Source organism: Agrobacterium tumefaciens str. B6 (assembly GCF_001541315.1).
GTDB classification, from domain to species: Bacteria; Pseudomonadota; Alphaproteobacteria; order Rhizobiales; family Rhizobiaceae; genus Agrobacterium; species Agrobacterium radiobacter.
In genome coordinates this window covers 551,826-577,177 of record NZ_LMVK01000001.1, presented here as the reverse complement: position 1 = coordinate 577,177, position 25,352 = coordinate 551,826, and the positions used below count along the sequence as shown (strand labels likewise).

At 60.7% G+C, this 25,352-nt stretch carries 25 protein-coding genes and 1 pseudogene; 17 read left to right on the top strand and 9 right to left on the bottom strand.

Annotated features, from left to right (window positions below; translation table 11 throughout):
• Nucleotides 1–4 precede the first annotated feature (4 nt).
• Complete coding sequence (gene hisS / locus ASB65_RS02800; protein ID WP_003503187.1) at nucleotides 5–1,528, bottom strand: histidine--tRNA ligase; 1,524 nt, start codon at nucleotides 1,526–1,528, stop codon at nucleotides 5–7.
• Between the two features lie 157 nt (nucleotides 1,529–1,685).
• Between hisS and ASB65_RS02795 the strand changes: the two genes are divergently transcribed.
• From ASB65_RS02795 to ASB65_RS02775, 5 genes are read left to right on the top strand one after another with little or no spacing between them, the layout of a single operon-like run.
• Complete coding sequence (locus ASB65_RS02795; protein WP_003503188.1) at nucleotides 1,686–1,919, top strand: DUF6290 family protein; 234 nt, start codon at nucleotides 1,686–1,688, stop codon at nucleotides 1,917–1,919.
• On the top strand, nucleotides 1,903–2,172 hold the full coding sequence (locus tag ASB65_RS02790) for a type II toxin-antitoxin system RelE family toxin (protein ID WP_003503189.1): 270 nt from the start codon (nucleotides 1,903–1,905) through the stop codon (nucleotides 2,170–2,172). Before ASB65_RS02795 ends, ASB65_RS02790 begins: the two co-directional genes overlap by 17 nt.
• A 6-nt stretch (nucleotides 2,173–2,178) precedes the next feature.
• Nucleotides 2,179–2,943, top strand: a complete 765-nt coding sequence (locus ASB65_RS02785; RefSeq protein ID WP_003503190.1) for a hypothetical protein — start codon at nucleotides 2,179–2,181, stop codon at nucleotides 2,941–2,943.
• 41 nt (nucleotides 2,944–2,984) lie between these two features.
• Nucleotides 2,985–3,377 (top strand): hypothetical protein, encoded by a 393-nt coding sequence (locus ASB65_RS02780; protein ID WP_003503191.1) that lies wholly within the window; start codon nucleotides 2,985–2,987, stop codon nucleotides 3,375–3,377.
• Between the two features lie 57 nt (nucleotides 3,378–3,434).
• A complete protein-coding gene (locus ASB65_RS02775) occupies nucleotides 3,435–3,809 on the top strand; it encodes a DUF305 domain-containing protein (protein WP_060722954.1) in 375 nt (124 codons plus the stop codon).
• Between the two features lie 210 nt (nucleotides 3,810–4,019).
• Here ASB65_RS02775 and ASB65_RS02770 read toward each other — a convergent pair whose 3' ends face one another.
• The gene (locus ASB65_RS02770) at nucleotides 4,020–4,937 is read right to left on the bottom strand and encodes a LysR substrate-binding domain-containing protein (RefSeq protein WP_026363679.1); all 918 of its coding nucleotides are present in this window, start codon (nucleotides 4,935–4,937) and stop codon (nucleotides 4,020–4,022) included.
• 81 nt (nucleotides 4,938–5,018) lie between these two features.
• Between ASB65_RS02770 and ASB65_RS02765 the strand changes: the two genes are divergently transcribed.
• Nucleotides 5,019–6,062, top strand: a complete 1,044-nt coding sequence (locus ASB65_RS02765; RefSeq protein ID WP_060722953.1) for a YeiH family protein — start codon at nucleotides 5,019–5,021, stop codon at nucleotides 6,060–6,062.
• Between the two features lie 15 nt (nucleotides 6,063–6,077).
• On the opposite strand, the gene ASB65_RS02760 is transcribed toward ASB65_RS02765, so the two are convergent.
• Nucleotides 6,078–6,524, bottom strand: coding sequence for a hypothetical protein (locus ASB65_RS02760; RefSeq protein WP_060722952.1), 447 nt, complete (start codon nucleotides 6,522–6,524; stop codon nucleotides 6,078–6,080).
• Entirely contained in the window at nucleotides 6,521–7,150 is a 630-nt protein-coding gene (locus ASB65_RS02755) for a DNA-3-methyladenine glycosylase I (protein WP_060722951.1), read from the bottom strand. The genes ASB65_RS02760 and ASB65_RS02755 overlap by 4 nt, the downstream gene beginning before the upstream one ends.
• A gap of 237 nt (nucleotides 7,151–7,387) precedes the next feature.
• On the opposite strand from ASB65_RS02755, the gene ASB65_RS02750 reads away from it, so the two are divergent.
• A complete protein-coding gene (locus ASB65_RS02750; protein WP_060722950.1) occupies nucleotides 7,388–8,167 on the top strand; it encodes a L,D-transpeptidase in 780 nt (259 codons plus the stop codon).
• A 264-nt stretch (nucleotides 8,168–8,431) separates the two neighbouring features.
• On the top strand, nucleotides 8,432–9,091 hold the full coding sequence (locus tag ASB65_RS02745) for an outer membrane beta-barrel protein (protein WP_060722949.1): 660 nt from the start codon (nucleotides 8,432–8,434) through the stop codon (nucleotides 9,089–9,091).
• A 224-nt stretch (nucleotides 9,092–9,315) separates the two neighbouring features.
• Here ASB65_RS02745 and glcF read toward each other — a convergent pair whose 3' ends face one another.
• The 3 genes from glcF to ASB65_RS02730 form a co-directional block, all read right to left on the bottom strand.
• Nucleotides 9,316–10,617: a glycolate oxidase subunit GlcF gene (gene glcF, locus ASB65_RS02740; RefSeq protein WP_060722948.1), complete on the bottom strand. Its 1,302-nt coding sequence runs from the start codon at nucleotides 10,615–10,617 to the stop codon at nucleotides 9,316–9,318.
• Nucleotides 10,618–10,620: 3 nt separating this feature from the next.
• A complete protein-coding gene (locus ASB65_RS02735; protein WP_060722947.1) occupies nucleotides 10,621–11,835 on the bottom strand; it encodes an FAD-binding protein in 1,215 nt (404 codons plus the stop codon).
• A 238-nt stretch (nucleotides 11,836–12,073) separates the two neighbouring features.
• Nucleotides 12,074–13,507, bottom strand: coding sequence for an FAD-linked oxidase C-terminal domain-containing protein (locus tag ASB65_RS02730; RefSeq protein WP_060722946.1), 1,434 nt, complete (start codon nucleotides 13,505–13,507; stop codon nucleotides 12,074–12,076).
• Nucleotides 13,508–13,617: 110 nt separating this feature from the next.
• Here ASB65_RS02730 and ASB65_RS02725 point away from each other — a divergent pair, with 110 nt between their 5' ends.
• Nucleotides 13,618–14,517 carry a LysR family transcriptional regulator gene (locus tag ASB65_RS02725; protein ID WP_003503202.1) on the top strand — a complete coding sequence of 300 codons (900 nt, stop codon included), beginning with the start codon at nucleotides 13,618–13,620 and terminating at the stop codon, nucleotides 14,515–14,517.
• Nucleotides 14,518–14,579: 62 nt separating this feature from the next.
• Here ASB65_RS02725 and ASB65_RS02720 read toward each other — a convergent pair whose 3' ends face one another.
• On the bottom strand, nucleotides 14,580–15,854 hold the full coding sequence (locus ASB65_RS02720) for a DUF3422 family protein (protein WP_060722945.1): 1,275 nt from the start codon (nucleotides 15,852–15,854) through the stop codon (nucleotides 14,580–14,582).
• 291 nt (nucleotides 15,855–16,145) lie between these two features.
• Here ASB65_RS02720 and ASB65_RS02715 point away from each other — a divergent pair, with 291 nt between their 5' ends.
• From ASB65_RS02715 to ASB65_RS02685, 7 genes and pseudogenes are all read left to right on the top strand, one after another.
• On the top strand, nucleotides 16,146–16,919 hold the full coding sequence (locus tag ASB65_RS02715) for a FadR/GntR family transcriptional regulator (protein WP_060722944.1): 774 nt from the start codon (nucleotides 16,146–16,148) through the stop codon (nucleotides 16,917–16,919).
• Nucleotides 16,920–17,022: 103 nt separating this feature from the next.
• Nucleotides 17,023–18,369 (top strand): glycosyltransferase family 4 protein, encoded by a 1,347-nt coding sequence (locus ASB65_RS02710; RefSeq protein WP_162266766.1) that lies wholly within the window; start codon nucleotides 17,023–17,025, stop codon nucleotides 18,367–18,369.
• On the top strand, nucleotides 18,366–19,112 hold the full coding sequence (locus ASB65_RS02705; protein WP_060722943.1) for an HAD family hydrolase: 747 nt from the start codon (nucleotides 18,366–18,368) through the stop codon (nucleotides 19,110–19,112). The genes ASB65_RS02710 and ASB65_RS02705 overlap by 4 nt, the downstream gene beginning before the upstream one ends.
• A gap of 252 nt (nucleotides 19,113–19,364) precedes the next feature.
• Nucleotides 19,365–19,805, top strand: a complete 441-nt coding sequence (locus tag ASB65_RS02700) for an NUDIX hydrolase (protein WP_035212549.1) — start codon at nucleotides 19,365–19,367, stop codon at nucleotides 19,803–19,805.
• A 161-nt stretch (nucleotides 19,806–19,966) separates the two neighbouring features.
• Nucleotides 19,967–21,473, top strand: a pseudogene (locus ASB65_RS02695) (inorganic phosphate transporter).
• 14 nt (nucleotides 21,474–21,487) lie between these two features.
• Nucleotides 21,488–22,225 (top strand): 16S rRNA (uracil(1498)-N(3))-methyltransferase, encoded by a 738-nt coding sequence (locus ASB65_RS02690; protein ID WP_060722942.1) that lies wholly within the window; start codon nucleotides 21,488–21,490, stop codon nucleotides 22,223–22,225.
• A gap of 118 nt (nucleotides 22,226–22,343) precedes the next feature.
• Nucleotides 22,344–23,717: a glutamate--cysteine ligase gene (locus ASB65_RS02685; RefSeq protein ID WP_060722941.1), complete on the top strand. Its 1,374-nt coding sequence runs from the start codon at nucleotides 22,344–22,346 to the stop codon at nucleotides 23,715–23,717.
• 164 nt (nucleotides 23,718–23,881) lie between these two features.
• Here ASB65_RS02685 and ASB65_RS02680 read toward each other — a convergent pair whose 3' ends face one another.
• Nucleotides 23,882–24,175 carry a DUF1127 domain-containing protein gene (locus ASB65_RS02680; RefSeq protein WP_060722940.1) on the bottom strand — a complete coding sequence of 98 codons (294 nt, stop codon included), beginning with the start codon at nucleotides 24,173–24,175 and terminating at the stop codon, nucleotides 23,882–23,884.
• Nucleotides 24,176–24,378: 203 nt separating this feature from the next.
• Here ASB65_RS02680 and ASB65_RS02675 point away from each other — a divergent pair, with 203 nt between their 5' ends.
• Entirely contained in the window at nucleotides 24,379–25,329 is a 951-nt protein-coding gene (locus ASB65_RS02675) for a LysR substrate-binding domain-containing protein (RefSeq protein ID WP_060722939.1), read from the top strand.
• Nucleotides 25,330–25,352 lie beyond the last annotated feature (23 nt).

Genomic DNA, 25,352 nt, shown 5'->3' with positions numbered 1-25,352 from the left:
GGCTTCAGCGCCCTTCGGCGGCGCGGCGAACGTCCTCTGCCTGATGCTCCAGAATCTCGCGGACCTTCGCCACCAGTTCGGCCTCCGGCACGCTGACCTGCGCCACGCGCGCCTCGCGCCAGCTGGCATTGTCCTCGATTTCGCCGGAGAGGCGCTTGCCTTCGATCAGATCCTTGATCTGGACCACGCCTTCGGCACGCTCGTCGCCTCCCTGGATGACGGCGATGGGGGAGCCGAGACGGTCGGCATATTTCAGCTGGTTGCCGAATTTCTTCCAGTTGCCCTGGTACATTTCAGCACGGATGCCCTCGGCGCGCAGCGCCTGCGTGAAGCGCTGGTAATGGCCCATGCTTTCCACATCGCCATCCATGACGGTGATCAGAATAGGAGCGAGCGGCTTGACCTGGCCGAGCTTGCCGAGGTTCTTCAACGCCGTCATCAGGCGCGAAACGCCGATTGAGAAGCCCGTGGCCGGAACCGGCTGACCCATGAAGCGCGAGACGAGACCGTCATAACGCCCGCCGCCGCCGACAGAGCCGAACACGACCTTTTCGCCCTTTTCATTGGTGACATCGAAGGACAGCTCGGCCTCATAGACCGGGCCGGTATAATATTCGAGGCCGCGAACGACGGAGGGGTCGATCTTGATGCGCGTCGCATCGTAACCGGCACCGGAGACCAGAGCGCCGATGATGTTCAGTTCATCAACGCCTTCCGCGCCTTTCGAGGTGCCCGCAACCAGTTTCGCCAGATCATCGGCGCTTGCCGTATAGTCCTTGATGCCGACGAAAAACAGGACCTTTTCGATCTGCTCCTCGCCAAGGCCCGCGCCCTTGGTGAAATCACCGGACTCGTCCTTGCGACCGGGACCGAGCAGCAACCTCACCCCTTCAGGACCGAACTTGTCGAGCTTGTCGATGGCGCGCAGCACATTCAGACGACGGCCGGCATTTTCCTCGCCGCCGAGGCCGATGGCTTCCATGACGCCATCAAGCACCTTGCGGTTGTTGACGCGAATGACGTAATCGCCGCGCTTGATTCCGAGCGCTTCCAGCGTATCGGCCATCATCATGCACATTTCGGCATCGGCCTGCACGCCGGCGGCGCCCACCGTATCGGCATCGAACTGCATGAACTGGCGGAAGCGGCCGGGGCCGGGCTTTTCATTGCGGAAGACATAACCGGCGCGATAGGTGCGGTATGGCAGCTGGATTTCGTTGAAGTTTTCCGCGACATGACGGGCGAGCGGCGCGGTCAGATCGTAGCGCAGGCTCATCCACTGATCGTCGTCATCCTGCAGCGAAAACACGCCTTCGTTCGGACGGTCGCTATCGGGCAGGAATTTGCCGAGCGCATCGGTATATTCGAACAGCGGGGTTTCCACCGGATCGAAGCCGTAGAGCTCATAGACCTTGCGGATCTTCTCGATCATCTCATTCACGGCATGAATATCGGCAGCCGTTCGATCCACGAAGCCGCGCGGCAGGCGGGCTTTCAGTTTCTGAGGCTTTTTTGCTTTTTCGCTCATGGGGCCGATCCGATATTTTCCTGAAATTATGCCGGTGTATTAGAGGATGAAGCCCGGTGCGGCAAGCCGCAAAGGCTCCGGTTTTGCTGGCTCACGCAGCCAGGCGGTGCTATATGGGATACATGTATCCCAATTCGGATCGGGAAGGACGCGACCCATGAGCAAACAGACGGCCATCCGCCTGCCTGATGAGACCTATGAGCGGCTGAAGGCGCTTTCCGAGCGCACCGGCCGCACATCCGCCTATTACATCCGCGAGGCGATCGAGAAACATATCGAGGATATGGAAGATCTTTATCTTGCGGAGGAGGCGACGCGGCAGCGCATCGCCAATAAAGAACGCACCTATACTCTGGAAGAAGTGATGCGTGATCTTGATCTGGAAAATTGAGTTTCAGCGCGCTGCCGTCAAGCAACTGGGCGCTTTGACGAAAAGCGATGCCAATCGCATCGTTTCTTTTCTGACGGACCGCATTGCCAGAGATGGCAACCCTCGAAGGACCGGCGCCGCCCTTCAAGGCTCCGAACTCGGAAATTTCTGGCGCTACCGGGTGGGCGATTACCGCATCATCTGCGATATACAGGATCACAAGCTCGTCGTGCTGGTGGTCGAAATCGGCCATCGCCGTGAAATCTACCGATAGGCATTCATGATCCTCGAAGCCCTGCAATATGCCGCCACACGCGCGGTCACGCCGAAAGAATTCCGGCCGCATATACGCTATTCCGTCAACCTCTGGGCGCGCGCCAACCGCTGCGCCAACGCCTGGGCAGAGCATGAAAACAACAGCCGGCAATTCGTGCTGCAATCGGCCGGAAAGCTGAAGCAGCGGCGAACGGCGGTGGTGCTGGGCTCGGGCCTGTTGCGCGATGTGCCCTATGATGCGCTGGTGGCGATGTTCGATACCGTCGTGCTGGTCGATCTGGTGCATCTCGCCAGCGTGCAGGCAAAGCTGCGCCTCAATGCCAAAAAGAATGTCCGCATCGCCAGTCGCGATCTTTCCGGTTTTGACGATGTTCTCGCCGGCCGGCCGGCCGAACCGCTCGATTTCCTGCGGCGGGTGCCCTATCTCGATCTCGTGGTATCGGCCAATCTCCTGTCACAGATCGGCACCGGTGCGCGCCACCGGCTGGAGCGGGAAAAGATCGCAGATGCCCCGGACGATCTTCTGCCGAAGCTCATTCACACCCATCTGGAAGCGCTGGCTGGCCTGCCCTGCAAGGCCTGCCTGATAACCGACACCTCCTTCGACGTCATCGGCAAGGATGGTAATCTGCACCAGCACGAAGACCTGCTGCATGGCATCGAGCTTCCTGCGCCCGCCGCCGCATGGGAATGGCCGCTTGCCCCGTTTGGCGAGGAAAGCAGGGATTACCGCATCGTGCATCACGTCATTGCGCGCGAACTCACCTGATCGTCATGCTTATTCCATAATTTCCGCGGTAAATTCACGCCATGTCCCAGGTGGTCCGCACATTGATGTTCCTTGCCTGCCTGCTTTACGGCGCAATGCCGGCGCAGATGGCGATGAGCATGCCGACGGGCATGGCGGCTTCCTCACAATCGCCGATGAAACACGACGATGCCCATTCGCATCATGCAGATGATCGGGACCACGGCTCTCAAAAACACGCGGAGAATGCGGCCCATAAAGCGGAAACGGGCGGTTGCTGTCCGCATGGTGACAATGCCGCCCATCCCGGTTCCTGCGCCGCGTGCCTGATCGTGGTTCCACGAACCATCTTCGCCGATAGCGGACGCATGACGTTTGCCTATCCGAAGCCGCAACGCGGCATTGCCTTCGACGGCAAGGCTTTCGCCCCGCCGCTGCCGCCTCCCCGCGCCTGACCGCAGATTTTTTCAGACCACCATCGAAAAATCCGTCAGACACAGGAAGGATAATCCATGTCTATCAAGACCATGACGCTCGCCGTCGCTTTCGCAGCCTCTCTCGCCATGCCCGTTTTTGCACAGGATGCGGGCGGCCATGCCGGACATGACATGTCAAAAGGCACGATGAGCGACAGCGCTTCCACCAAGGCCTTCATGGAAGCCAGCAAGAAAATGCATGGCGATATGGCCATCGATTATAGCGGTGATGCCGATGTCGATTTCGTGCGCGGCATGATCCCGCACCATCAGGGCGCAATCGATATGGCCAAGGTCCAGCTGGAATACGGCAAGAATCCGGAAATCCGCAAGCTGGCTGAAGAGGTGATCAAGGCGCAGGAAGGCGAGATCGCCATGATGAAGGCCTGGCTGGAGTCCAAAGGCAAGTGATTGATGCTGACGAATGGGGAACGCCGGTTGCGGCGCTCCCCTTTTCTTCTCCCCGCCGGGGAGAAGGTGGCCCGAAGGGTCGGATGAGGGGGCAAGCTCTCCGAATATTTCGACCGTCGCCCCCTCATCCCGCTGCCGCGGACTTCTCCCCGGCGGGGAGAAGAAGCAGGCGGCGGCCTTCCCATGCCAACGGTGCCACTCGCCACTCTGCTACAATCCCGCAAGGCCGGCCTTGTAATCCTCCGACGCCGCCCGGCTGAGGCGCTCCAGTTCCATCGCGGCCCGGCTGGTGTGACGTTCCTTGTGACGCAGCAAAGCGAAGTTGCGGGCAGGCAGATCGATGCCGGCGCGGACGAGCAACCCTTGCCGCAGGAACAGGGATGCCACTGAGGCGGACACCGCCGTGGCGGCGCCGCCGGAACGCGCCGCCATCACCACCGCCTCATTGGACGGCAGTTCCAGCATGACGGACAGTTCCGCGGGGTCCACCCCCATCTGCCGCACGGCCGCTTCGAAGGCGGAGCGGGTGCCGGAGCCCTGTTCGCGCAGCACCCAGGAGGTGCCATAGAGCATATCGAGCGCGGTGAGGTAACGACCATCGGCAAAGGGGTGGGCCGAACCGGTGACGACCAGCAGCTTGTCGGAGACGACGGGCTGCACCATCAAAGCCGGCTCATCAATCCTGCCTTCGATGAAACCGACCTCCGCCAGACCATCAAGCACCGCCTGCGTCACCGTCTTGGTATTGCCGATATCAAGCCGCACGGTCACGCCGGGATAGAGTTTCTTGAACTGCATCAGGATCGGCGGCAGCCAGTAGCTTGCAATGGTCTGGCTGGCGCAGACGGTGATTTCACCACGCGTCAGCCCGCCCATTTCGGAGAGAATCAATTCCGCATTGCGCACACGCGCCAGCGTCGCCTTGGCTTCACCCAGAAAAACCCGACCGCTTTCGGTCAATTCAATGTTGCGGCCGACGCGATGAAACAGCTCGACATTATAAAATGCTTCGAGATTCTTGATGGCGGAGCTGACGGCGGAGGCGGTCAAACCGATGGCTTCTGCGGCCCTTGTGAGGTGTTCGCGTTCGGCAACGGCGATGAAGATGCGGAGCTGTTCAAAGGTCATGATCATTCATTCGATTTTATCGAATAATATATGCCATATTATTTGATAGAATAAAACAGGCGGCTGCGGCATTGTCTGGCCATGGCACAACATCGCACCCTCGCTCATCCCTTTCAGTTTTCGCTCCGCTGGCTTACCCCGCTTCTGCCGGGAATTCTCATCTGCGCGGCGGTCAGCTGCGCCGCCATTCTGGCGGAGCGCTTTCAGGTGCGGCTTGCGGGCCACGCATGGCTTGGCGATCTTGTGCTCGCCATTCTGATCGGCACGCTGCTGCGTTCGCTGGTGTCTCTGCCTGCCGTCGCTTCGGCCGGTATAAAGTTCAGCGCCAAGACGCTGCTCGAAATCGCGGTGGCGCTTCTTGGCGCATCCCTGAGCCTTTCCATCCTCAAAGGCGCAGGCGGCTTGCTGATCGGCGGCATTGCGCTGATCGTCGCGCTGTCGCTGGTCGTGAGCTACGCGGCCGGACGAATGCTGGGCCTGCCACCCAAGCTCGCGACGCTGATTGCCTGCGGCAACTCCATCTGCGGCAATTCCGCCATTGCCGCCGCAGCGCCCGCCATTGGCGCCAAACCGGAAGATGTTGCCGCCTCGATTGCCTTTACCGCTGTCCTCGGCGTCGCCGCTGTTCTTTTGATGCCGTTCCTGCCGCAGCTTCTGGGTCTCGATGCCACCCAATACGGCATTTTCGCCGGCCTGACGGTCTATGCCGTGCCGCAGGTTCTGGCGGCCACCGCCCCCCTCGGCGCGATCGCCGTGCAGACCGGCACCATCGTCAAGCTCATCCGCGTTTTGATGCTGGGGCCCGTGATCGCTGCCCTCTCCGTCATCCACGGCCGGTCCGACAAGGGACGCCTGAAGCTGCAGCAGATGGTTCCGTGGTTCATCATCGGCTTCGTGCTGATGATCATGGCCCGGTCCTTCGGACTCATTCCCGAGGCTCTTATCGGCCCCGTTGCCTCGCTCTCCAACATCCTCACCATCATGTCGATGGCGGCTTTGGGCCTTTCGGTCGATATCCGCAGCCTGCGCCATGCCGGAGGCAAGGTCGTCATCGCCGCCAGCCTGTCGCTCGTGCTGCTTTGTGTTCTGAGTTTCGGACTGATTGTGCTGACCCAGGCGGCCTGAGCAAAAGGCGGGCCGTTATTTTCCGGTGCTGACCGTCAACGTGTAGTGCGCGCCCAGCCCACGGCGCGGTGATCCCAGAATAAGCGTCGGGCGGATCAGCCATTCCGTATCCGCCTTCGGCGTCAGCGTCGCGACCTTGCCTTCGGAATCGCTGAAGAAGATCGCATCCTCATCCGGCGTCGAAAAATCGAAGACCGCCATCAGGACGAATTCGCTGGAGGCGGCAAGCTCGATCTTCACCGTCTGCCCGGCCTTTACTTTCAGGCGATAGACATCGCCGCGCCCGCGCCGCGTCCAGCCGTCAAGCTTCAGCGGGCCGGCTGGCGGCAGCGCCACTTCCTTCAGCCTCTCGCCGTCATCGAGCCAGATGCCGTCTACATTGCGGCCTTCTTCGGCGAAGGAGGAATGCGGCACGGCGACCGCGGCCATGGTGAGAGCCAGGAGAAGGGAGGTTACCTTCATGGACGTACAAACTCCCGCCGCATGACCTCTATCGGCTGGCGGCAATGACAGCCTTCGATATGATCGTTGACCATACCCATGGCCTGCATGAATGCATAGACGGTCGTCGGGCCGACGAAAGTCCAGCCCCGCTTCTTCAGATCCCTGGAAAGACGAGTGGAGGCGGCGCTGGTGGGGTTAGCCCTTAACGTCGCATAGTCGAGCCTTTGCGGCCTTTCTGCGGCGGCGGGTTCGAAACCCCAGAAATAACGCGCGAGCGAACCGAATTCGTCGCGCAGCACCACGGCGCGGCGGGCATTGTTGATGGTCGAAACGATCTTGCCGCGATGGCGGATGATGCCCTTGTCGGCAAGGCAGCGCTCGATATCGGCCTCGCCGAACTCAGCCACCTTTTCGAATTCGAAATTGGCGAAGGCAAGACGGAAAGCCTCGCGCTTGCGCAGAACCGTCAGCCAGGAAAGGCCGGACTGAAAACCTTCCAGACAGATCTTCTCGAACAGGCGGCGATCATCGGTGACGGGATAACCCCATTCCTCGTCGTGATAACGGCTGTAATCCTCCAGCCCCTGCTGCCAGAAACACCGCACAAGGCCATCCGCGCCCGTTTCAAGTCCCGCTTCGCTCATTGTGCCGACAATCCCTTTCGCTACCGCTCGCAAGCGGTGTGAACCTGCGCGCTTACCACTCATTCACCACGTTTCAAAACCGGGCGCTAACCTTAAATCCAGCTTTCCCTAATCAAGCGCTTTTTAATGAACAGCCATTTACGATTCGCTGGCGTCGAGGTGCGAACGTGTCCGGCAAAGCGGACGAACAGTCCCGCAAATTCATAGTTGCGACATCCCGCAGAGAGAGTCCACCCGATGCCGATGAAGTCCGTTTTTCTGGCGCTGAGCCTCGTTTCCACCCTCGCCGTCCCGGCCGCCATGGCCAATGAGCGTTATCGCGAGCGTCCGCCCGTCGTCGTCAGCCCGGACCTTTCTGCCCCTTGGGTAACCCAGCTCGGTGGCCGCGGCAATGTCCGACCCGTGGTCTATCCGCGCGCACCTGCCGCACGCCAGCCGCTGTTCCAGCAGCGCCAGGCGGCCGCCATGCCGCAGCGACCCAGCTCCGGCGTCACATCGCAGCGCCCGGCACGGGTGCAGAATGCCGCCGTCCGCCCGAACGCGCCGGTGCGCACCCAGATCGCGCCGCAATTCCTGCCGCAGATCGTGAGCTATGACACCGCTGAGAAGCCGGGCACCATCGTCATCGATACGCCGAACCGCTTCCTCTATCTCGTGCTCGCCGATGGCAAGGCCCGGCGTTACGGCGTCGGCGTCGGCAAGCCCGGTTTCGAATGGGCCGGAACCCACAAGGTGACCCGCAAAGCGGAGTGGCCGAGCTGGACCCCGCCGAAGGAAATGATCACCCGCGAGGCGGCCAAGGGACATTACCTGCCGGCCTTCATGGAAGGCGGCCCGGCCAACCCGATGGGCGCGCGCGCCATGTATCTCGGCTCGACTCTTTACCGCATTCACGGCACCAACCAGCCCTGGACGATCGGCAGCAACAATTCCTCCGGCTGCATCCGCATGCGCAACGAGGATGTCACCGATCTTTACGAGCGCGTGAATGTGGGAACCAGGGTCATAGTGATATGATGGCAACGGTTCAGTCATTCCGGCCGCTGCAGGGCCGGAATGGCGGCGTATCCGCTTGAATTGCCGCCTTGCAGCGGTACAATCCGGCTCACTTCAATGAAATTGAAACTTGGCGGGGGACGCCAGGCGCCGGACCTCTCTCAGGGGGATGACGGAACGGCCTTAAAACGGGTGGTCAATAGACCGCCCGTTTTTCGTTTCTGTCATTCAAATGTTATCAAAAAACGCTTTGGTGAATTACTGATATCAATCTGGATTCACTTCATGTCGCGCCATACTTTATTTGTTTGCGCCCTGCTCTGCAGCGGCGTTTCCTTCTCTGCCGCAATAGCGGGCGAATTTGAAATTTCCGGTTACGGCGGCTGGCAAAGCGCGCCGCACAGCGATGTGAAGGTTTCCGACGGGTCGGATTTCCGGGCCGGATGGGAAGGCAAGTCCTTTTCCAACCCGCCCTATTGGGGCGTGCGCGGCACCTACTGGTTTGATGAAGGCCAGCTCCGGAATTTCGGTATTTCGCTCGATTTCACACATGACAAGGTCTATGCCGACGACCAGACGCTTGCCCGTTCCGGCTGGTCGCATTTCGAATTCACCGACGGCCTGAACCTTTTGACGCTGAACGCGCTCTACCGCTTTCCGCTGGAATCCCTGCCGATCACCCCTTACGTCGGCGCCGGCGTCGGCATCAACGTGCCGCATGTGGAAGTATATCGTCCCTCGGGCAAGACCTTCGAATACCAGTTCGGCGGCGCAACCCTGCAGGCGCAGGCCGGCCTCAGCTACCGCATCACCGACAATTGGTCGACCTTCGTGGAATATAAGGGCACCTATTCCTTCGTCGACGTCGATATCGACAATGGCGGCTCGTTGAAGACCGACATCATCACCAATGCGGTGAATTTCGGCGTGGCGTATAAGTTCTAGTATCGGAGTAACCACCCTCTTCCCTCATTCCTGTGCTCGCCACAGGAATCCAGCCGTCGCGCGCGTCTGCGCGGCGGGGAGAGTCCTTTCAGCCCAAGTCCTTGGGCTGGCTGGATCCCTGTGACAAGCACAGGGATGAGGAGAAGCCTCCGAAAGGCGCACCGGCCCCGACCTGTCGTCACGCGCCGTCATTCCGGATCGCTGCCTTATCGGCAAACGGCGCTCTAAACCGAAAGCCTCGCCGGTTTCGGCCCGCCATAAGCCCAGTCCAGCAGTTCCACCGTATGCAGGATCGGCATATCAGTGCCGGTTCCGATCTGCGTGATGCAGCCGATATTGCCGGTGGCGATGACATCCGCCCGTGTGGCCTCGATGTTCTTCACCTTGCGGGCCTTCAGCTTGCCGGAAATCTCCGGCTGCAGGATGTTGTAGGTCCCTGCTGAGCCGCAGCACAGATGCCCCTCCGCCGGATCACGCACTATGAAACCCGCCGCCTTCAGCAGCTGTTTCGGTGCGAGCGTTATCTTCTGGCCGTGCTGCATGGAGCAGGCGGAATGATAGGCAACCGTCAGGCCCTGGCTCTGCCTTTGCGGCAGATCGAGACGGGCGAGATATTCGGTGATGTCCTTCGCCAGCGCCGAAACCCGCGCGGCTTTTTCCGCATAGGCGGGGTCAAGCCGCAGCATGTGGCCGGAATCCTTGATGGTGGTGCCGCAACCCGACGCGGTGATGGTGATAGCGTCAAGGCCGCCATTTTCCATCTCCCGGGTCCAGACATCGACATTACGCCTTGCTTGAGCGAGCGCCTCTTCCTCCCGGCCCATATGATGCACCAGCGAGCCGCAGCAGCCCTCGCCCTTCGGCACCACAACCTCAATGCCGAGCCGCGCGAGAAGCCGCAGCGTTGCCTCATTGATACCGGGGTCGAGCACCGGCTGGGCGCAACCGGTGAGGATGGCGACGCGCCCGCGCTTTTCGCCCTCCGCCGGTCTTTCTCCCGGACGGGTGGAGGCGGAGGCAGGAGGCACGGCAGCAGGGGCGAGTGCGAGCATGGATTGCAGCGGTTTCAGCGCCGGGGCTTTGGCAAGCAGGCCCGCGAAAGGCCGCGCCAGCCTTGCCAGCTGCAAGGCCAGCCGGAAACGGGTGGGATGGGGCAGAACCGCGACCAGAAGATTGCGGATCAGCCGATCCATGAAGGGGCGCTTGTACGTCTGTTCGATATGGGCGCGGGCATGATCAACCAGATGCATGTAATCCACGCCGGAGGGACAGGTGGTGGTGCAGGCAAGACAGGAAAGACAGCGGTCGATATGGGTGACGACCTCACGGTCGGCCGGGCGGCTGTTTTCCAGCATGTCCTTGATGAGGTAAATGCGGCCGCGCGGGCTGTCCAGCTCGTTGCCGAGTGTCACATAGGTGGGACAGGTGGCAGTGCAGAAACCGCAATGCACGCATTTGCGCAGGATTTTTTCGGATTCCGCCACATGCGGATCGGCCAGTTGCTGCGGCGTGAAGGATGTTTGCATGGTTCAGACCGCCCTTTGCATCGTTACGGCCATCTTGCCGGGATTAAAGATGCCCGTCGGATCGAGTTTTTCCCTGATACGCGCCGACAACAAGGCCTCCGCCGCCGGGCGCGGTTCGAAGGCCGCCACAGTGGCGCGCACGGCATCGCTTGCCCTCACCAGCGTGGCATGGCCGCCGCCCAGCGCCTTGATAGCGCCGCGCAGCAAAGCGGCCTCCGGGTCCGCCTCCATCTGCATCCAGACAAGACCACCCTGCCAGTCATAAAAGGCATCGATGCCCGCTTCCATGCGCAGCGCAGCGACGAGTCGGTGGCCGGCGGCAGGTGCAACGGAGACTTTCCACAGCGGCTTGGTATTCTGACCGGCATAGGGCGCGACATCACGCACCTGCCGCCATAAAAGCCCGCTCTCTTCGCCCTCCAGCAGCGCCCATGGCCCGACCCGGTCCATGACGGAGAGGAGCTTGCGGGCGCGCGCTTCCACCGAGGCGGGCAGCCCTTCCAGCCGCAGAATTGTCGCCGGACCTTCCGGCAGGTTGCCATCGATGAAGCGGGAACGCACGCTTTCCGGCAGATGCGCCGCTCCGGAGACCTCGACGCTCAGCGCCATCGCCGCGGCCATGATGCGTGTCGCCGCCTCATCGTCGAGACCGGAAACGACCACGGTTTTTTCTGCAAGCGGTTTCGGCAATACGCGGAAAGTCACCTCCGTGAGAAAACCGAGCGTGCCGAAAGATCCGGCAAGGAACTTCGACAGGTCGAGCCCGGGGACATTCTTCATCACCCGGCCGCCGGCCTTGATGATCTCGCCGCTGCCATTGACGAAACGGATGCCGAGCAGGCTGTCGCGGGCGGCACCCGCCACATAACGGCGCGGGCCGGAGGCATTGGCGGCAAAGACGCCGCCGATGGTCGGCTCACCTTCTGTGCCCATGATCGGGCGGTGGTCCATCGGCTCGAAGGCCATCGTCTGCCGGTTTTGTGCAAGGGCGGCTTCGATGGTGGCAAGTGGCGTGCCGGCCCTGACGGTCATGACCATTTCGGCGGGGACGTAGGAAACGATGCCAGCCATTGCGCGGGAGCTCAGCCCGGTTTCCGCCGCCACGGCATTGCCGAAACCGGAGCGGGTATTGCCGCCGAAGATTTTCAGCGGGATTCTTCGGGTCGCGTGGTCGCGGATGATATCGGCGACCTGGGTTTCTGCGTACGGCGTCAGCATGGGGTTGCGGGCTCCGGGCATGGGACAGCGAAGTTTTCGCAAGGGATACCCCCCTCCGCCCTGCCGGGCATCTCCCCCTCAAGGGGGGAGATCGGCAAGGCGCACCTGCGTCGCTTTATCTCGACCGATAAGAAAGACGAGACCTTGCTGCGAGTCGATCTCCCCCCTTGAGGGGGAGATGCCCGGCAGGGCAGAGGGGGGTAAACCACACCCGTCAACGTCACAAAACTCAAACCCATCATCCCCTCCCCTCCAGCGGAAACACCTTGGAAGGGTTCATCAACCAACCCTCGTCAAAAGCCGCCCGCACCGCCATCTGCTGGGCAAGATCGGCCTCACCATATTGGTGGCGCATCAGATCGCGTTTTTCGATGCCGACACCATGCTCGCCGGTCAAACAGCCACCCGCATCCACACAGAGCTTCAATATTTCATTGCCTGCCTCTTCCGCGCGGGCCGCGTCTTCAGGATCATTGGCATTGAACAGGATGAGCGGATGCATGTTGCCATCACCGGCATGGAAGACGTTTGCGACGCGCAGGCCGAGACGGTCGGTGATCTCGCTCGTCTTTTTCAGCACATAAGAAAGCTGGGAAAGCGGCACCGTGCCATCCATGCAGATATAATCCGCGATGCGGCCCGTTGCGCCGAAGGCGGATTTGCGGCCTTTCCAGATCGCCGCAGCCTCCATGGCCGACTGGCATTCCTTCACCGTCTTCACGCCATGTTTTCGGGCAATGGTGACGATATCGGCAAGCATGGCGTCCATTTCCGCCTCGGAGCCTTCGACCTCCACGATCAGAAGCGCGCCGACATCCAGCGGATATCCCGCTTTGGCGAAGGCCTCGCAGATCTCGATGGCCGGCTTGTCCATGAACTCAATGGCAACAGGGATGATGCCCGCACCGATGATATCGGCCACGCATGAACCCGCTTCTTCCGAGGTTTCGAAACCGAACAGCACCGGGCGCGCGCCTTCCGGCTTGGCGATCAGCCGTACCGTCGCCTCGGTGACGATGCCGAGCTGGCCTTCCGAGCCGCAGACGAGGGCGAGCAGGTCGTAACCGCCGGCATCGAGATATTTACCGCCCAGTTCGAGAACAGTGCCATCCACCAGCACCATTTTCACGCCGAGCAGATTATTGGTGGTGACGCCATATTTCAGGCAATGCGCGCCGCCGGAATTCATGCCGATATTGCCGCCGATGGTGCAGGCAAGCTGCGAGCTTGGGTCCGGCGCATAAAAGAAACCTTCAGCGCCGGCCGCATCGGAAATGGAGAGATTGGTGACGCCCGCCTGCACCCGCGCCGTGCGATTGTAAAAATCAAGCTCAAGGATCGCGCTCATCTTCGAAAGGCCGATCACCACCGCATCCTCCTGCGGGATCGCCCCGCCGGCGAGCGAGGTGCCGGCGCCGCGCGGCACGACCGGAATGCCGTAGCGATGACAATATTTCATCACCGCCGCCACGTCCTCGGTCGTCTTCGGCAGCGCCACGGCAAGCGGCAGGCGGCGATAAGAGACAAAGGCATCGGTTTCAAAAGGCACGAGTTCGCGCGGCTCGTGCACAAGACAGTCCGCCGGCAGAATATCCTTGAGATCAGCTATGATGCGGTCGCGATCTGCGACCACCTTCGCGCGCGGCTCCAGAAACTTTATCGGCTGTGTCACCGCCCCTCCTCCATGCCATTTCACCAACTGGTATTGTTTCTTTACCACTTTGAAACGGCGCAATCAAATGATATGGATTTTTTCCATTCTGGAAATAATCAAGGGCAACTATGACAAATCTGGGCGATCTGGAAGTCTTCGCAAGCGTTGCCGCCTCCGGCAGCATGTCGCTCGCCGCCAAGGAGCTTGGCTATTCGCCCGCCGTCATTTCCAAGCGCATCAAGCGGCTGGAAGAAAAGCTCGGCGCACGACTTTTCCAGCGCACCACGCGGCAGATTTCTTTGACCGAAGCGGGACAGGGCTTTTACGAGCGAGTGCTGGCCGTACTGGAAGGGCTGGAGGAAGCGGAGGATTTCGTCTCCGGCCGCGCCAACACCGTCAACGGCACACTGAAGGTTTCCGCACCCACCTCCTTCGGGCGCATGCATATCGCGCCGCATCTGAAGACATTCATGGAGCGGCATCCGGACCTCTCGGTCCATCTGGTGCTCAGCGACGAGTTCATCGATATCATCGAGGGTGGTTACGACCTGGCTATCCGTATTGCCGATCTCAACTCCTCCAGCCTCGTCGCCCGCCGTCTGGCGCCGGTGCGCCGCGTGCTCTGCGCCTCGGCGGACTATGTGGCGGCCCACGGCATGCCGGCGACAATCGAGGATCTGAAGAAACACCGCTGCCTGCCGGCGCACAATAACGACGTGTGGCGACTGGAGGGGCCGGGCGGTGCGCTCAGCATCCGGCCGGAGGGAATGCTGGTCACCAATTCGAGCGAAGTGATCCGCGAGGCGGTGATATCAGGACTTGGCATTGCGCTGCGTTCCACCTGGGATATCGGCCATGAATTGCGCAGCGGGAAGCTGGTACAAGTGCTGCCCGGTTATGAGGGATCGCGCAATGTCACGCTGTCGGCGGTTTATCCGAGCCGGCAGTTCCTACCCGCGAAGGTGCGGCTGTTCATCGACTATCTGGCCGGACTTTATGGGCCTTCGCCCTATTGGGAGCAGGGTTGAAGGCGCCGCCGCCTTCCTCATCCCTGTGACAAGCACAGGAATGAGGGAGACTAGGTGGTCCCTTAGTGCCCGCCCTCTGCATGGGAGCGGCGGATGCGGCGCACGACCCACCACACGCCAAGCACGGCGAAGGGAACGGAGATACCGGTGACCACGGCCGGATCAACCGGAAGCACATCATGGCTGATCGCCTTGGTGAGATAACCGATGAGGCCGACGACATAATAGGAGATGGCGGCGACCGAGAGGCCTTCGACCGTCTGCTGCAGGCGAAGCTGCATGGCGGCGCGTTTGTTCATGGTGTTGAGCAACACCGTGTTCTGCCGCTCCAGTTCCACATCGATCCAGCTTCGAACCAGAGCCGTGGCGCGATAGAGCTTGCGCGACAGGTTGGCCTGCCGCTCCTCCACCGACTGGCAGGTGCGCATGGCGGGCGCCATGCGCCGTTCCAGAAAGCTGCCCATGGTCTCATGGCCCTGCACCGGCGTTTCCGCCAGCGCCCGGATGCGTTCGCGCACGATGCCGTCATAGGCGCGGCTGGCGCCGAAACGATAGAGACTGAGCGCGGCATTGGCTTCGAGTTCCGCCGCAAGCCGGGTCATCTCCGCCAGCAGCGCATCGGCCTCGTCGCGCGCACCGTTTTTCATGCGTTGGGTGATGCCGGTCAGACCATCCTCGATGCGGCGGATTTCCGGCGACAGCGTCTGCGCCATCGGCAGGCCCAGCATGGCGAGCGTGCGGTAGGTCTCGATATCCAGCAGCCGCTGCACCAGCGCGCCGCGGCTGTAATCGGTGAGGCCCCGGTCGATCACCAATATCTGCGTCAGCCCGTCGCGATCCTGGCGGAAATCGGTGAGGATAGCGGCCTGCCCGTTGCGCACATCGCTGTGACAGAGGCTGGTCGGTTCGAACATCGCTTCCGCCTGGGAGGTGACACCGTTCTCAGGACGGATTTCCAGCCGCACGCCCGAGATTAGCGAGCCGGGTGGCGAAAAGCCGTCGCCGAAGGGATCGCCCGCGATTTCGCCGCCAAATTTTTCCGGTGCGGGGCCATCCCAGAACCAGGTCGAGAACTCGGTATGCCGCTCCCAGCGAAGAGTCCCCTGCCCCCAGGGCATTGCATGGTGGCGGGCATCTCGTTCCGGTGGTGCGACACCACGGCTGCGCGACATTTCCGCGATGACCGAGTGATGCACGGCCGAGCCGCCATCCATCATGAAGGCGAGCTGGATGATGATGCGCGATGGGGCGAGCAGCACGGTCGGCCGCGCATGCACCTCGCCCAGTGCCAGCGACCTTTCCGGCGCGCTTGCGAATGCAAATCTACCCTTGGCCATTGCGATATCGTCCCCGCTTCTTGTCCCGGATTTCTAAGCCATCGATCGCAATGAAAACACCGCAATCGAAGCCAATGTAATTGTTTTGATCCATCTGGCGGAAAAATCCGCCATCATCACCCTGTCCAGCTGCTGCTTTAACAAAAGCCAGTTTCAAAGGGCAGATGCCGTGTTGCCGCAGGCAGGAAAAGGCACACGAAGAACTGGATAGAATATTTGACCAGTGCGACGCTTCGCTGGTACTTTGCACGGCATCAAATACGGGGCGGCATCTCGCCGGAGACTTCTGCGATGGACGAAACGCTTTTTGCGCGCATCGAGCACAGCCGCACATCGCAGGAGGTCGTGCTGCGGTTTGAGGAACTGATCCTCGACGGCATCTTGCGGGATGGCGACCGGCTGCCGGGCGAACGGGAACTGGCGCAGAAGCTGGATGTATCACGCCCGATCCTGCGGGAAGCGCTGAAGGAGCTTGAGACCCGCGGCCTTCTCGTGAGCAGGCATGGCGGCGGCACCTATGTCGCCGATATCGTCGGCGCGGTCTTTTCAGACCCGTTGAGCGCACTGATTACCCGCCACAGCCGGGCGACGCGGGATTTCCTCGAATATCGCCGTTATATCGAAGGCATGACCGCCGAACTTGCCGCACAGCGGGCGACGGAACCGGACAGGCGCAACCTTGCCGCCATCGTCGACCGAATGCGTGAGGCGCATGAGGCGGGCCGCTTCGAAGAGGAACTGTCAGGCGATGTGGAATTTCACAATGCCATCGGCGAGGCAGCGCATAATATCGTGCTGATGCACACGCTGCGCTCCTGCTACAAGCTTCTGAGCGACGACATCTTCTATAATCGCCATCTCATCTTCACCGTCGCGGGCGCCCATGACGAGGTGTTGAGGCAACATATCGCCATCCACGATGCCATCGCCGCCGGCAATCCGGCAGCAGCGAGGGCGGCGGCGGAAGCCCATATCGACTTCATCGTGGAGACAACCTCCAAGGCCCATCAGGCGCGGGAATGGGACCGGATTTCCCGTTTGCGACAGCAGCAGCGCAGCGGCTGAAAACACCGTCTGGTGAAATGCGCCATCCATTTTATTCGGTTTTTGATGGAACCTTTTGTGCTCTTCGGTCTTTTTATCGGGTTAATTGGAAAAATTTACCAAGATGGGACCCATGACAACCACGAGCGAAACTGAACGCTATCCGCGGATAGCTCTCATATCGACGCATGGCTATGTCGCCGCGCATCCGCCACTGGGCGCGGCCGATACCGGGGGACAGGTGGTTTATGTGCTTGAGCTTGCACGCAAACTCGGCCAGCTCGGTTACACCGTCGATCTTTATACCCGCCGCTTCGAAGACCAGCCGGAATTCGACGAGGTTGACGAGCGCGTCCGCGTGGTGCGCATTCCCTGCGGCGGACGCGATTTCATTCCCAAGGAATATCTGCACCGGCACCTTATGGAATGGTGCGAAAACGCGCTGCGTTTCATCAAGAAGAACGACCTGAATTATTCTTTCATCAACAGCCATTACTGGGACGCCGGCGTGGCAGGCCAGAGGCTCTCCGAAGCGCTCAAAATCCCGCATCTGCACACGCCGCATTCGCTTGGCATCTGGAAGAAGCGCCAGATGGAGACGGACTATCCGGAAAAGGCCGACACGTTCGAACTGGAGTTCAACTTCAGGGAGCGCATCCAGCACGAACTGATCATCTATCGAAGCTGCGACATGGTTATCGCAACCACTCCGGTACAGCTGGATGTCCTGATCGAGGATTACGGGCAAAAACGCAAGCATATCCACATGATCCCGCCGGGTTATGACGACAACCGTTTCTTCCCGGTTTCGGATGCGACGCGGCAGATGATCCGGCAGCGTTTCGGCTTCGAGGGCAAGGTGGTGCTGGCGCTCGGGCGGCTCGCCACCAACAAGGGTTATGATCTGCTGATCGACGGCTTCTCCGTTCTTGCGGAGCGTGAACCGGAAGCCCGTCTGCATCTCGCCGTTGGCGGTGAGAATATGGACGAACAGGAAACCACGATCCTCAACCAGCTGAAGGAGCGGGTGAAAGCGCTCGGTCTGGAAGACAAGGTGGCCTTTTCCGGTTATGTCGCGGACGAGGACCTGCCGGATATCTATCGCGCTGCCGATCTTTTCGTGCTTTCCAGCCGCTACGAGCCGTTCGGCATGACCGCGATCGAGGCGATGGCGAGCGGCACGCCAACTGTCGTCACCATCCATGGCGGGTTGTTCCGGGCCGTGAGCTATGGCCGCCATGCGCTGTTTGCCGATCCTTTCGACAAGGAAGACCTCGGCATCACCATGATGAAACCGTTCAAGCACGAGCGGCTTTACGGGCGGCTTTCCCGCATGGGGGCACACAAGGCGCGCAGCCTGTTCACCTGGACCGGCATTGCCCAGCAGTTGCTCGCCCTTGTGGAAGGCAGGACCATGATGCCGGTTCTGGAAGAAGCCGACTGGGCCGAACCATGGAATGACGGCGATTGAAACCGCTTCGTCTTTTTTCCACCGATCTCGACGGAACCGTTGTCGGCGACAATGACGCCACGCGGCGGTTTCGCGATTTCTGGCACTCATTGCCGGAGGCAAAGCGTCCCCTCCTCGTTTTCAACAGCGGCAGGCTGATCGACGACCAGCTTGCCCTCCTGGAAGAGGTGCCGCTGCCGCAGCCGGACTACATCATCGGCGGCGTCGGCACGATGCTGCACGCCAAAAAGCGAAGCGAACTGGAAAGCGCCTACACACAGTCCCTCGGCACCGGTTTCGACCCGCGGAAGATTGCCGAGGTCATGGCCGGAATTCCCGGTGTGACGATGCAGGAGGAGCGTTACCAGCACGGCTTGAAATCGAGCTGGTTCCTGCATGACGCCGATGACGCCACGCTCGGGGAGATCGAAGCAGCGCTTGTAGCGGCTGATATCGACGCCCGTCTCGTCTACTCCAGCGATCGCGACCTCGACATCTTGCCGAAAGCCGCGGACAAGGGCGCAGCGCTCACATGGTTATGTGGACAATTACGCATCGGCCTCGACGAATCAGTGGTTGCGGGCGATACTGGCAATGATCGGGCGATGTTCGAGTTGAAGAATATTCGCGGCGTGATCGTCGGCAATGCCCTGCCGGAGCTTGTCTCGCTGGCACATCAGGATACGCGCTTTTTTCACGCGGCTGCGAGAGAAGCGGACGGTGTGGTCCAGGGCCTCCGGCACTGGGGTATAACCCCTGATTAAAGCAGCCCCGGCCACAATTCATAGCGGCTTTGCATTCTGAATGGCTTGAAGGCAGGCAGAGAGAGTATTACCGCATCGGCTGTCCGGCCGCGGGGAACCGCCCGGTCAGAACTTTGTTCGCAAATCTACCACATGGGTAAAGGGGGATTGGCGGAATCTGCGGCATCTCTATATTAGCAATTATCACTACCCGGCAAAGAGGATTTATTCGGATTGAAGATTTTGAATCGATTGGCGACAGATGTTGGCTTGATGTTGCGCAGACCGCCGCGACAGCAATATGCGGCGCTGTGCTATCGATTGTCGAAAAAAAATCCGGGGCCGGAAGTCTTGCTGCTGACCAGCAGGGATACGGGCCGATGGGTCATTCCCAAGGGCTGGCCGATGGCCAACAAGAAGGCCCATGCGGTGGCCGAGCAGGAAGCCTATGAGGAAGCCGGTGTCAAAGGCACGGTGGAAAAGGCGCCCTTCGGTTATTACGACTACGAGAAAAAGCTGAACAGCGGCGTCAACGTGCCATGCAGGGTGCAGGTGCATCTGCTCGAAGTTTCGGAAATGCAGGAAAGCTTTCCCGAGAAGGAATCGAGACGTTTGGAATGGGTCAGTCCGCAAGAAGCCGGCAAGCGCGTCAACGAGCCGGAACTGAAGGCGCTTATGCTCGCTTTCGACAAGCGGATGGCGCATTCGAAATAGCGCGCCCGCCCCTGATGTGGCAATGTGCAGTTTGTTTTTCCAACATGGCTTTTATCGTCTTTCCTTTTGGAAAGATGTGCGAGATGTAACAGTCTTTCTGTAAATTGCCTTCAACCTGCGACGCTGCCGGACGAAAGGGAATGCTGGCAAACGAGGTGTGAATGGCAACGAAGCCGCCATCAAACATGAAGCCGACGCTCGACAAGGATCTCGACAAGTTCACCCGTGTCGAGGAGGCGACGCTGCACGTCACGCAGCAGCTTGCCGGCCTTGGCGCGGGGTTCATGTTCGTTGTTCTCGCGGCTGTCTTCGCAGGCGCTTTCGTCACGGGCACCGCGGGTGCCGTCATCATCATCGCCGCCGTCGCCATCGGCGCCTATATGGCCATCAATATCGGCGCGAACGACGTGACGAACAATGTCGGCCCGGCGGTCGGCGCCAAGGCCATGCCGCTTGCCGTTGCGCTCATCGTCGCCGCCATCTGCGAGATTGCCGGGGCATTGATCACCGGCGGCAATGTCGTGGAGACCATTTCCAGCGGCATCATCAACGTCGAGACCATCCCCGACAGGACCGCCTTTTCCTGGGCGATGCTGTCGGCGCTTCTCGCCGCCGGCCTTCTCGTCAATATCTCGACCTGGACAAGAGCGCCGATCTCCACCACCCATACGGTGGTCGGCGGGGTTGCGGGCGCCGGAATGGCCGCCTATGGGGCGAAAGCGGTCGACTGGCTTTCGCTCGGCAGCATCGCCTTCGCATGGGTACTCGCACCCTTCATCAGCGCCTTCATCGCCGTCGCCATCCTTGCTTTCATCAAGGAATTCATCATTTACCGCAAGGATAAGATCGGCTCGGCCCGGCTGTGGGTTCCGGTTCTCATCGGCCTGATGGCGGGCGTCTTCATGGCCTATCTCATCTGGGTCGGATTGCGGCAGCTCATGCATGTGTCGCTTGGCCATGCCAGCCTCATAGGGCTGGTGACCGGGCTTGTGGCGTGGCGGCTTTGTGTGCCGATCATCCCCAAACAATCGGGAGGGCTGGGGAACCGCAACCGTCGCCTCGAATCCTGTTCCAATGGCCGCCCGTTCTCGCCGCCGCCTTGATGTCCTTCGCGCATGGGGCCAATGACGTTTCGAACGCCATCGGCCCTGTCGTGGCCATCGTGCGCGCCCTGCATGCTGAGGCGGTGGGCACCCCGCCCGCGCCCCGCTGTGGGTGATGCTGGTCGGCGCCTTCGGGCTTTCCTGCGGTATTCTTCTTTATGGCCCGCGCCTCATCCGCCTCGTCGGTGAACAGATCACCAAGCTCAATCCGATGCGCGCGTTTTGCGTTTCCGTGGCCACGGCGCTCACTGTCCTCGTTGCATCGCGCTTCGGCCTGCCGGTCAGCACCACCCACACCGCCATCGGCGCGGTGTTCGGCGTTGGCTTCTTCCGTGAATGGTATACGCAATCGTCACGGCGGCGGCAGGAGCTCGTTCAGGCGGGAGCCGGCCAGACAATCCGCCGCGCCCAAAAATATGCCGACAATCCCTCGGAGGTGCGCCGCCGTTATCTCGTCCGGCGCTCCCACTTCATGACGATCATCGCCGCCTGGCTGGTCACCGTTCCCTTAAGTGCAACGCTTGCGGCGCTGCTCTATTGGCTCATGTCCTTCCTCTTTCTCTGAAACCGAAAAATCCCATGCGCGCTAATTTCCGGATGCAACGCCTGTACATCGAAGCCAATCTTGCCGAAGGCGTCGCGCAGGAGGCAACAACCGAACAGTTCAACTATCTCGTCAATGTGCTGCGCATGACCGACGGCGCGGAAATCCTGCTGTTCAACGGGCGGGACGGCGAATGGAAAACGGGCCTTTCCTTTCCGAGCCGCAAGAAGATCATTCTCGTGCCCCTCGAGCAGACACGTCCGCAGCCGGATGCACCTGACCTGCATTATCTTTTCGCACCGCTGAAAGTCGGGCGCATGGATTATGTGGTGCAGAAGGCGGTGGAAATGGGCGCCGGCCTGTTGCAGCCGGTGATGACGCAGCATGTTCAGGGCAAGATTCACAACACCGAAAAACTGCGCGCCAACGCCATCGAGGCGGCCGAGCAGTGCGGCATACTGTCCCTGCCCGACGTGGCCGAACCTGTGAAACTGAAGGACATGCTCGAGTCCTGGCCTCACGACCGGCGCATCATCTATTGTGACGAAGGCGATGCGGGGCAAAATCCGTTGCCAATCCTGCAATCCGTCACGGAACGCAAAATTGCCCTGCTGGTCGGCCCGGAAGGCGGATTTTCCGAAGAGGAGCGGGAGCTTCTGCGCGGCCTTTCCTTCGTCACCCCCATTCCGCTCGGGCCGCGAATCCTGAGGGCCGACACGGCCGCCGTCGCCGCACTTGCAGTCATTCAGGCTGTTATCGGCGACTGGAACTGAGAGGCACCATTGCGCTTCATGCATCTTTAAAAGAAATTCATTTGCCTCCGGATACGATCCGGCCCTATCTGCCAATCATATGCCTCGCCGCAACAGAGACGTCATAACAAGGTAAGCCATGGCACGCGACACGACCGACCAGACACCCCTCTCCTCCGTCACGGAGCTTACAGATTATCTGGCAGGCGGTTGCAAAGCTGAAGCCGATTTCCGCATCGGCACCGAACACGAAAAATTCGCCTTTTTCCGCAAGGATAACAGTCCCGTTCCCTATTTCGGCGAAGCCAGCATTTCGGCCCTTTTGAAGGGCATGCAGGAAAAGCTCGGCTGGGAGCCGATCATGGACGGTGAGAACATCATCGGCCTTGGCGAACAGCACGGCATGGGGGCCATCTCCATCGAGCCGGGCGGCCAGTTCGAACTGTCAGGCGCGCCGCTCGAAAACCTGCATCAGACCTGCAAGGAATCCAATCAGCATCTGGCGACCGTGCGCGAAGTGGCCGAGCCGATGGGCATTCGTTTCCTCGGCATCGGCGGCAGCCCGTTGTGGAGCTATGACGAAACGCCGCATATGCCGAAATCGCGTTACGCGATCATGACGCGCTATATGCCGAAGGTCGGGACCAAAGGTCTCGACATGATGTACCGCACCTGCACCATTCAGGTTAATCTCGATTTCTCCTCTGAAGCCGACATGCGCCAGAAGATGCGCGTTTCCATGAAGCTGCAGTCGCTGGCAACCGCGCTCTTTGCCTCTTCGCCCTTCACCGAAGGCAAGCCGAACGGTCTGCTCTCCTGGCGCGGCGATATCTGGCGCGACACCGACAATCGCCGCTCGGGCGTGCTGCCCTTCACCTTCAAAGATGACTTCGGCTTCAAGGACTATGTGGAATGGGCGCTTGATGTGCCGATGTATTTCATCGTGCGCGACGGCAAATATCACGATTGCACCCATGTCACCTTCCGTCAGTTCATGAATGGCGCGCTAAAGGGCGAAATCGCCGAGTGGCAGCCGACAATGGGCGACTGGACGAACCATCTTTCCACCCTGTTCCCGGATGTGCGCCTGAAGCGCTTCCTCGAAATGCGCGGTGCGGATGGCGGCCCGTGGAGGCGCATCTGCGCCCTGCCGGCGTTCTGGGTCGGACTTCTCTATGATCAGGAAGCGCTTGATGCTGCCGATGCACTGACGGCCGGCTGGAGTTTCGATGAGGTCATTGCGCTACGCGACGCCGTACCGGCCGAGGGTCTGGCCGCAGAGATCGCCGGCAAGCCACTCCTCGGCATCGCCCGTGAGGTGCTCGACATTTCCCGCACCGGCCTGAAAAACCGCAAACGCCTGAATGGCGAAGGCCAGGATGAGACCGTGTTCCTGTCCTCGCTGGATGAGGTTCTGGCCAAGAAGACCACCCTCGCCGAAGACCTGCTTGCGCTTTATAATGGCCGCTGGGGCGGTTCGGTGCTGCCGGTCTTCGAGGAATATCAATATTGAGGCATTGGCACTAAAGCTGCACCGCCATTAAAAAAGCCCGGCGCGGCCGAGGGGCCTGACACCGGGCAAAGGCAGGGCTATTGGCAAATCACCCTGCGGGGAAAACTTTTCAGCTCGGAGCAGTTCCGGCAGCTGGAGGTCTGCCGGAGTTGCGCGAACAAAACTTAGAGCGCCTCAAACCGCGTGACCGAGCGTAGCTGTGCAGCCCGGGTCAGATGGGCGGTCGGGTCATCGAAAAGGCCGGTATTGAGCGCGTTCGTCACATCCGATCGCACCAGGCCGACATCCGCAAGCAGGCGGTCATCGAGTTCCGTCAGCTCATTGGCGCAGATACGGTTATAGATGCGCTGCAGAAAGGTTTTCACGGTCGAAGCAACACCGACAACGAGGCGACGAAGCGCATCGCTTTCCCTGCCGGTTGCGAGTTCCAGTTCCATTCTCCGTTCTGCCGTGCGCATGACACTTATCCTTCCGTAACGGCACGATGCGGCACCGCTCCCGGCGCACCACGCGCGAGAAGCTGCCTCGGGTTGAGGGCTCGACATCTCGTCGGCCCGGGGTTGATATTGATTTGCTTGGTGTCAAAATGTCGCAAGACTATTGATCAGTCCAACGAATGTTTCTAATGTGAGGCATCAATCATTCTGATGGATGACCATCCATGTCCGCACCTCTCGACATAGACCAGCTGCACACCTTCATCGCCATCGTTGATACGGGCAGCTTCACCAAGGCCGCAGATCGCGTCTTCAAGACGCAATCCGCCGTCTCCATGCAGATGCGCCGGCTTGAGGAACGCATCGGCAAGCAGCTTTTCGCCAAGGACGGGCGCGGCAACCGCCTGACGGCGGAGGGCGAAAAACTGATGAATTACGCCCGCCGCATCATCCGCCTTAATAACGAGGCAATCGCCGCCTTCGACGACAACAGGCTGGAAGGCACGCTGCGCATCGGCACACCTGATGACTATGCCGACCGCTACATGCCTGAGATCATCGGGCGTTTTGCCAAGACTCACCCCAATGTCGAGCTCTATATCGTCTGCGAACCCTCGGTCAGCCTGGCCGAAAAAATGGCGCGCGGGGAACTGGATATTGCCCTCGTCACCCATAATCCACGCGCGCGCTCTTCGGATGTGGTGCGCACTGAACCGCTCTGCTGGGTGGCCTCCGCCAACCATCCGCTGAAGGATGACGCGCCGGTGCCGCTCGCCGTGGGCCGGCGCGACTGCCACTGGCGTCAGCTCGCCTGTTCGGCCCTCGATGCCGATGGGCGGGATTATCAGGTACTGTTTACCAGCTGGTCTTCCACCGTGGTCGCCGCCGCCGTGCTGGCCGGTATGGCCGTCTCGGTGCTGCCGGAATCGGCGCGGCCCCCCGGCATGAAGGTTCTGACTGCCGCCGATGTTTCCCCGCCGCTGCCGCCGGTGCAGATCGGCCTGATGAAACGCCCCGGTCTCTCGCCTTCGCTGGTGAATGCCATTCCCGCCCACATCACCGCCTGCCTCGACAATATCTCGCCGATGAGCGTTGCCGACGAGATGGACAATGATGTGAAGACCTACCCCAAGATGCCGCGCCTGCGCGCCGGGCATATGCTGCCGGGGTGGTGAGGGGATAGTGGGTATGGCAAAGG

Excerpts from the sequence above, each read along its gene's own strand:
- hisS (WP_003503187.1), bottom strand. The coding sequence starts at position 1,528 with ATGAGCGAAAAAGCAAAAAAGCCTCAGAAACTGAAAGCCCGCCTGCCG.
- ASB65_RS02715 (WP_060722944.1), top strand. The coding sequence starts at position 16,146 with ATGGACGAAACGCTTTTTGCGCGCATCGAGCACAGCCGCACATCGCAG.
- ASB65_RS02785 (WP_003503190.1), top strand. The coding sequence starts at position 2,179 with ATGATCCTCGAAGCCCTGCAATATGCCGCCACACGCGCGGTCACGCCG.
- ASB65_RS02690 (WP_060722942.1), top strand. The coding sequence starts at position 21,488 with ATGCGCGCTAATTTCCGGATGCAACGCCTGTACATCGAAGCCAATCTT.
- ASB65_RS02735 (WP_060722947.1), bottom strand. The coding sequence starts at position 11,835 with ATGCTGACGCCGTACGCAGAAACCCAGGTCGCCGATATCATCCGCGAC.
- ASB65_RS02675 (WP_060722939.1), top strand. The coding sequence starts at position 24,379 with ATGTCCGCACCTCTCGACATAGACCAGCTGCACACCTTCATCGCCATC.
- ASB65_RS02725 (WP_003503202.1), top strand. The coding sequence starts at position 13,618 with ATGACAAATCTGGGCGATCTGGAAGTCTTCGCAAGCGTTGCCGCCTCC.
- ASB65_RS02710 (WP_162266766.1), top strand. The coding sequence starts at position 17,023 with ATGGGACCCATGACAACCACGAGCGAAACTGAACGCTATCCGCGGATA.
- ASB65_RS02775 (WP_060722954.1), top strand. The coding sequence starts at position 3,435 with ATGTCTATCAAGACCATGACGCTCGCCGTCGCTTTCGCAGCCTCTCTC.
- ASB65_RS02755 (WP_060722951.1), bottom strand. The coding sequence starts at position 7,150 with ATGAGCGAAGCGGGACTTGAAACGGGCGCGGATGGCCTTGTGCGGTGT.
- ASB65_RS02680 (WP_060722940.1), bottom strand. The coding sequence starts at position 24,175 with ATGCGCACGGCAGAACGGAGAATGGAACTGGAACTCGCAACCGGCAGG.
- ASB65_RS02770 (WP_026363679.1), bottom strand. The coding sequence starts at position 4,937 with ATGACCTTTGAACAGCTCCGCATCTTCATCGCCGTTGCCGAACGCGAA.
- ASB65_RS02700 (WP_035212549.1), top strand. The coding sequence starts at position 19,365 with ATGTTGCGCAGACCGCCGCGACAGCAATATGCGGCGCTGTGCTATCGA.
- ASB65_RS02685 (WP_060722941.1), top strand. The coding sequence starts at position 22,344 with ATGGCACGCGACACGACCGACCAGACACCCCTCTCCTCCGTCACGGAG.
- ASB65_RS02760 (WP_060722952.1), bottom strand. The coding sequence starts at position 6,524 with ATGAAGGTAACCTCCCTTCTCCTGGCTCTCACCATGGCCGCGGTCGCC.
- ASB65_RS02795 (WP_003503188.1), top strand. The coding sequence starts at position 1,686 with ATGAGCAAACAGACGGCCATCCGCCTGCCTGATGAGACCTATGAGCGG.
- ASB65_RS02765 (WP_060722953.1), top strand. The coding sequence starts at position 5,019 with ATGGCACAACATCGCACCCTCGCTCATCCCTTTCAGTTTTCGCTCCGC.
- ASB65_RS02720 (WP_060722945.1), bottom strand. The coding sequence starts at position 15,854 with ATGGCCAAGGGTAGATTTGCATTCGCAAGCGCGCCGGAAAGGTCGCTG.
- ASB65_RS02780 (WP_003503191.1), top strand. The coding sequence starts at position 2,985 with ATGTCCCAGGTGGTCCGCACATTGATGTTCCTTGCCTGCCTGCTTTAC.
- ASB65_RS02750 (WP_060722950.1), top strand. The coding sequence starts at position 7,388 with ATGCCGATGAAGTCCGTTTTTCTGGCGCTGAGCCTCGTTTCCACCCTC.
- glcF (WP_060722948.1), bottom strand. The coding sequence starts at position 10,617 with ATGCAAACATCCTTCACGCCGCAGCAACTGGCCGATCCGCATGTGGCG.
- ASB65_RS02745 (WP_060722949.1), top strand. The coding sequence starts at position 8,432 with ATGTCGCGCCATACTTTATTTGTTTGCGCCCTGCTCTGCAGCGGCGTT.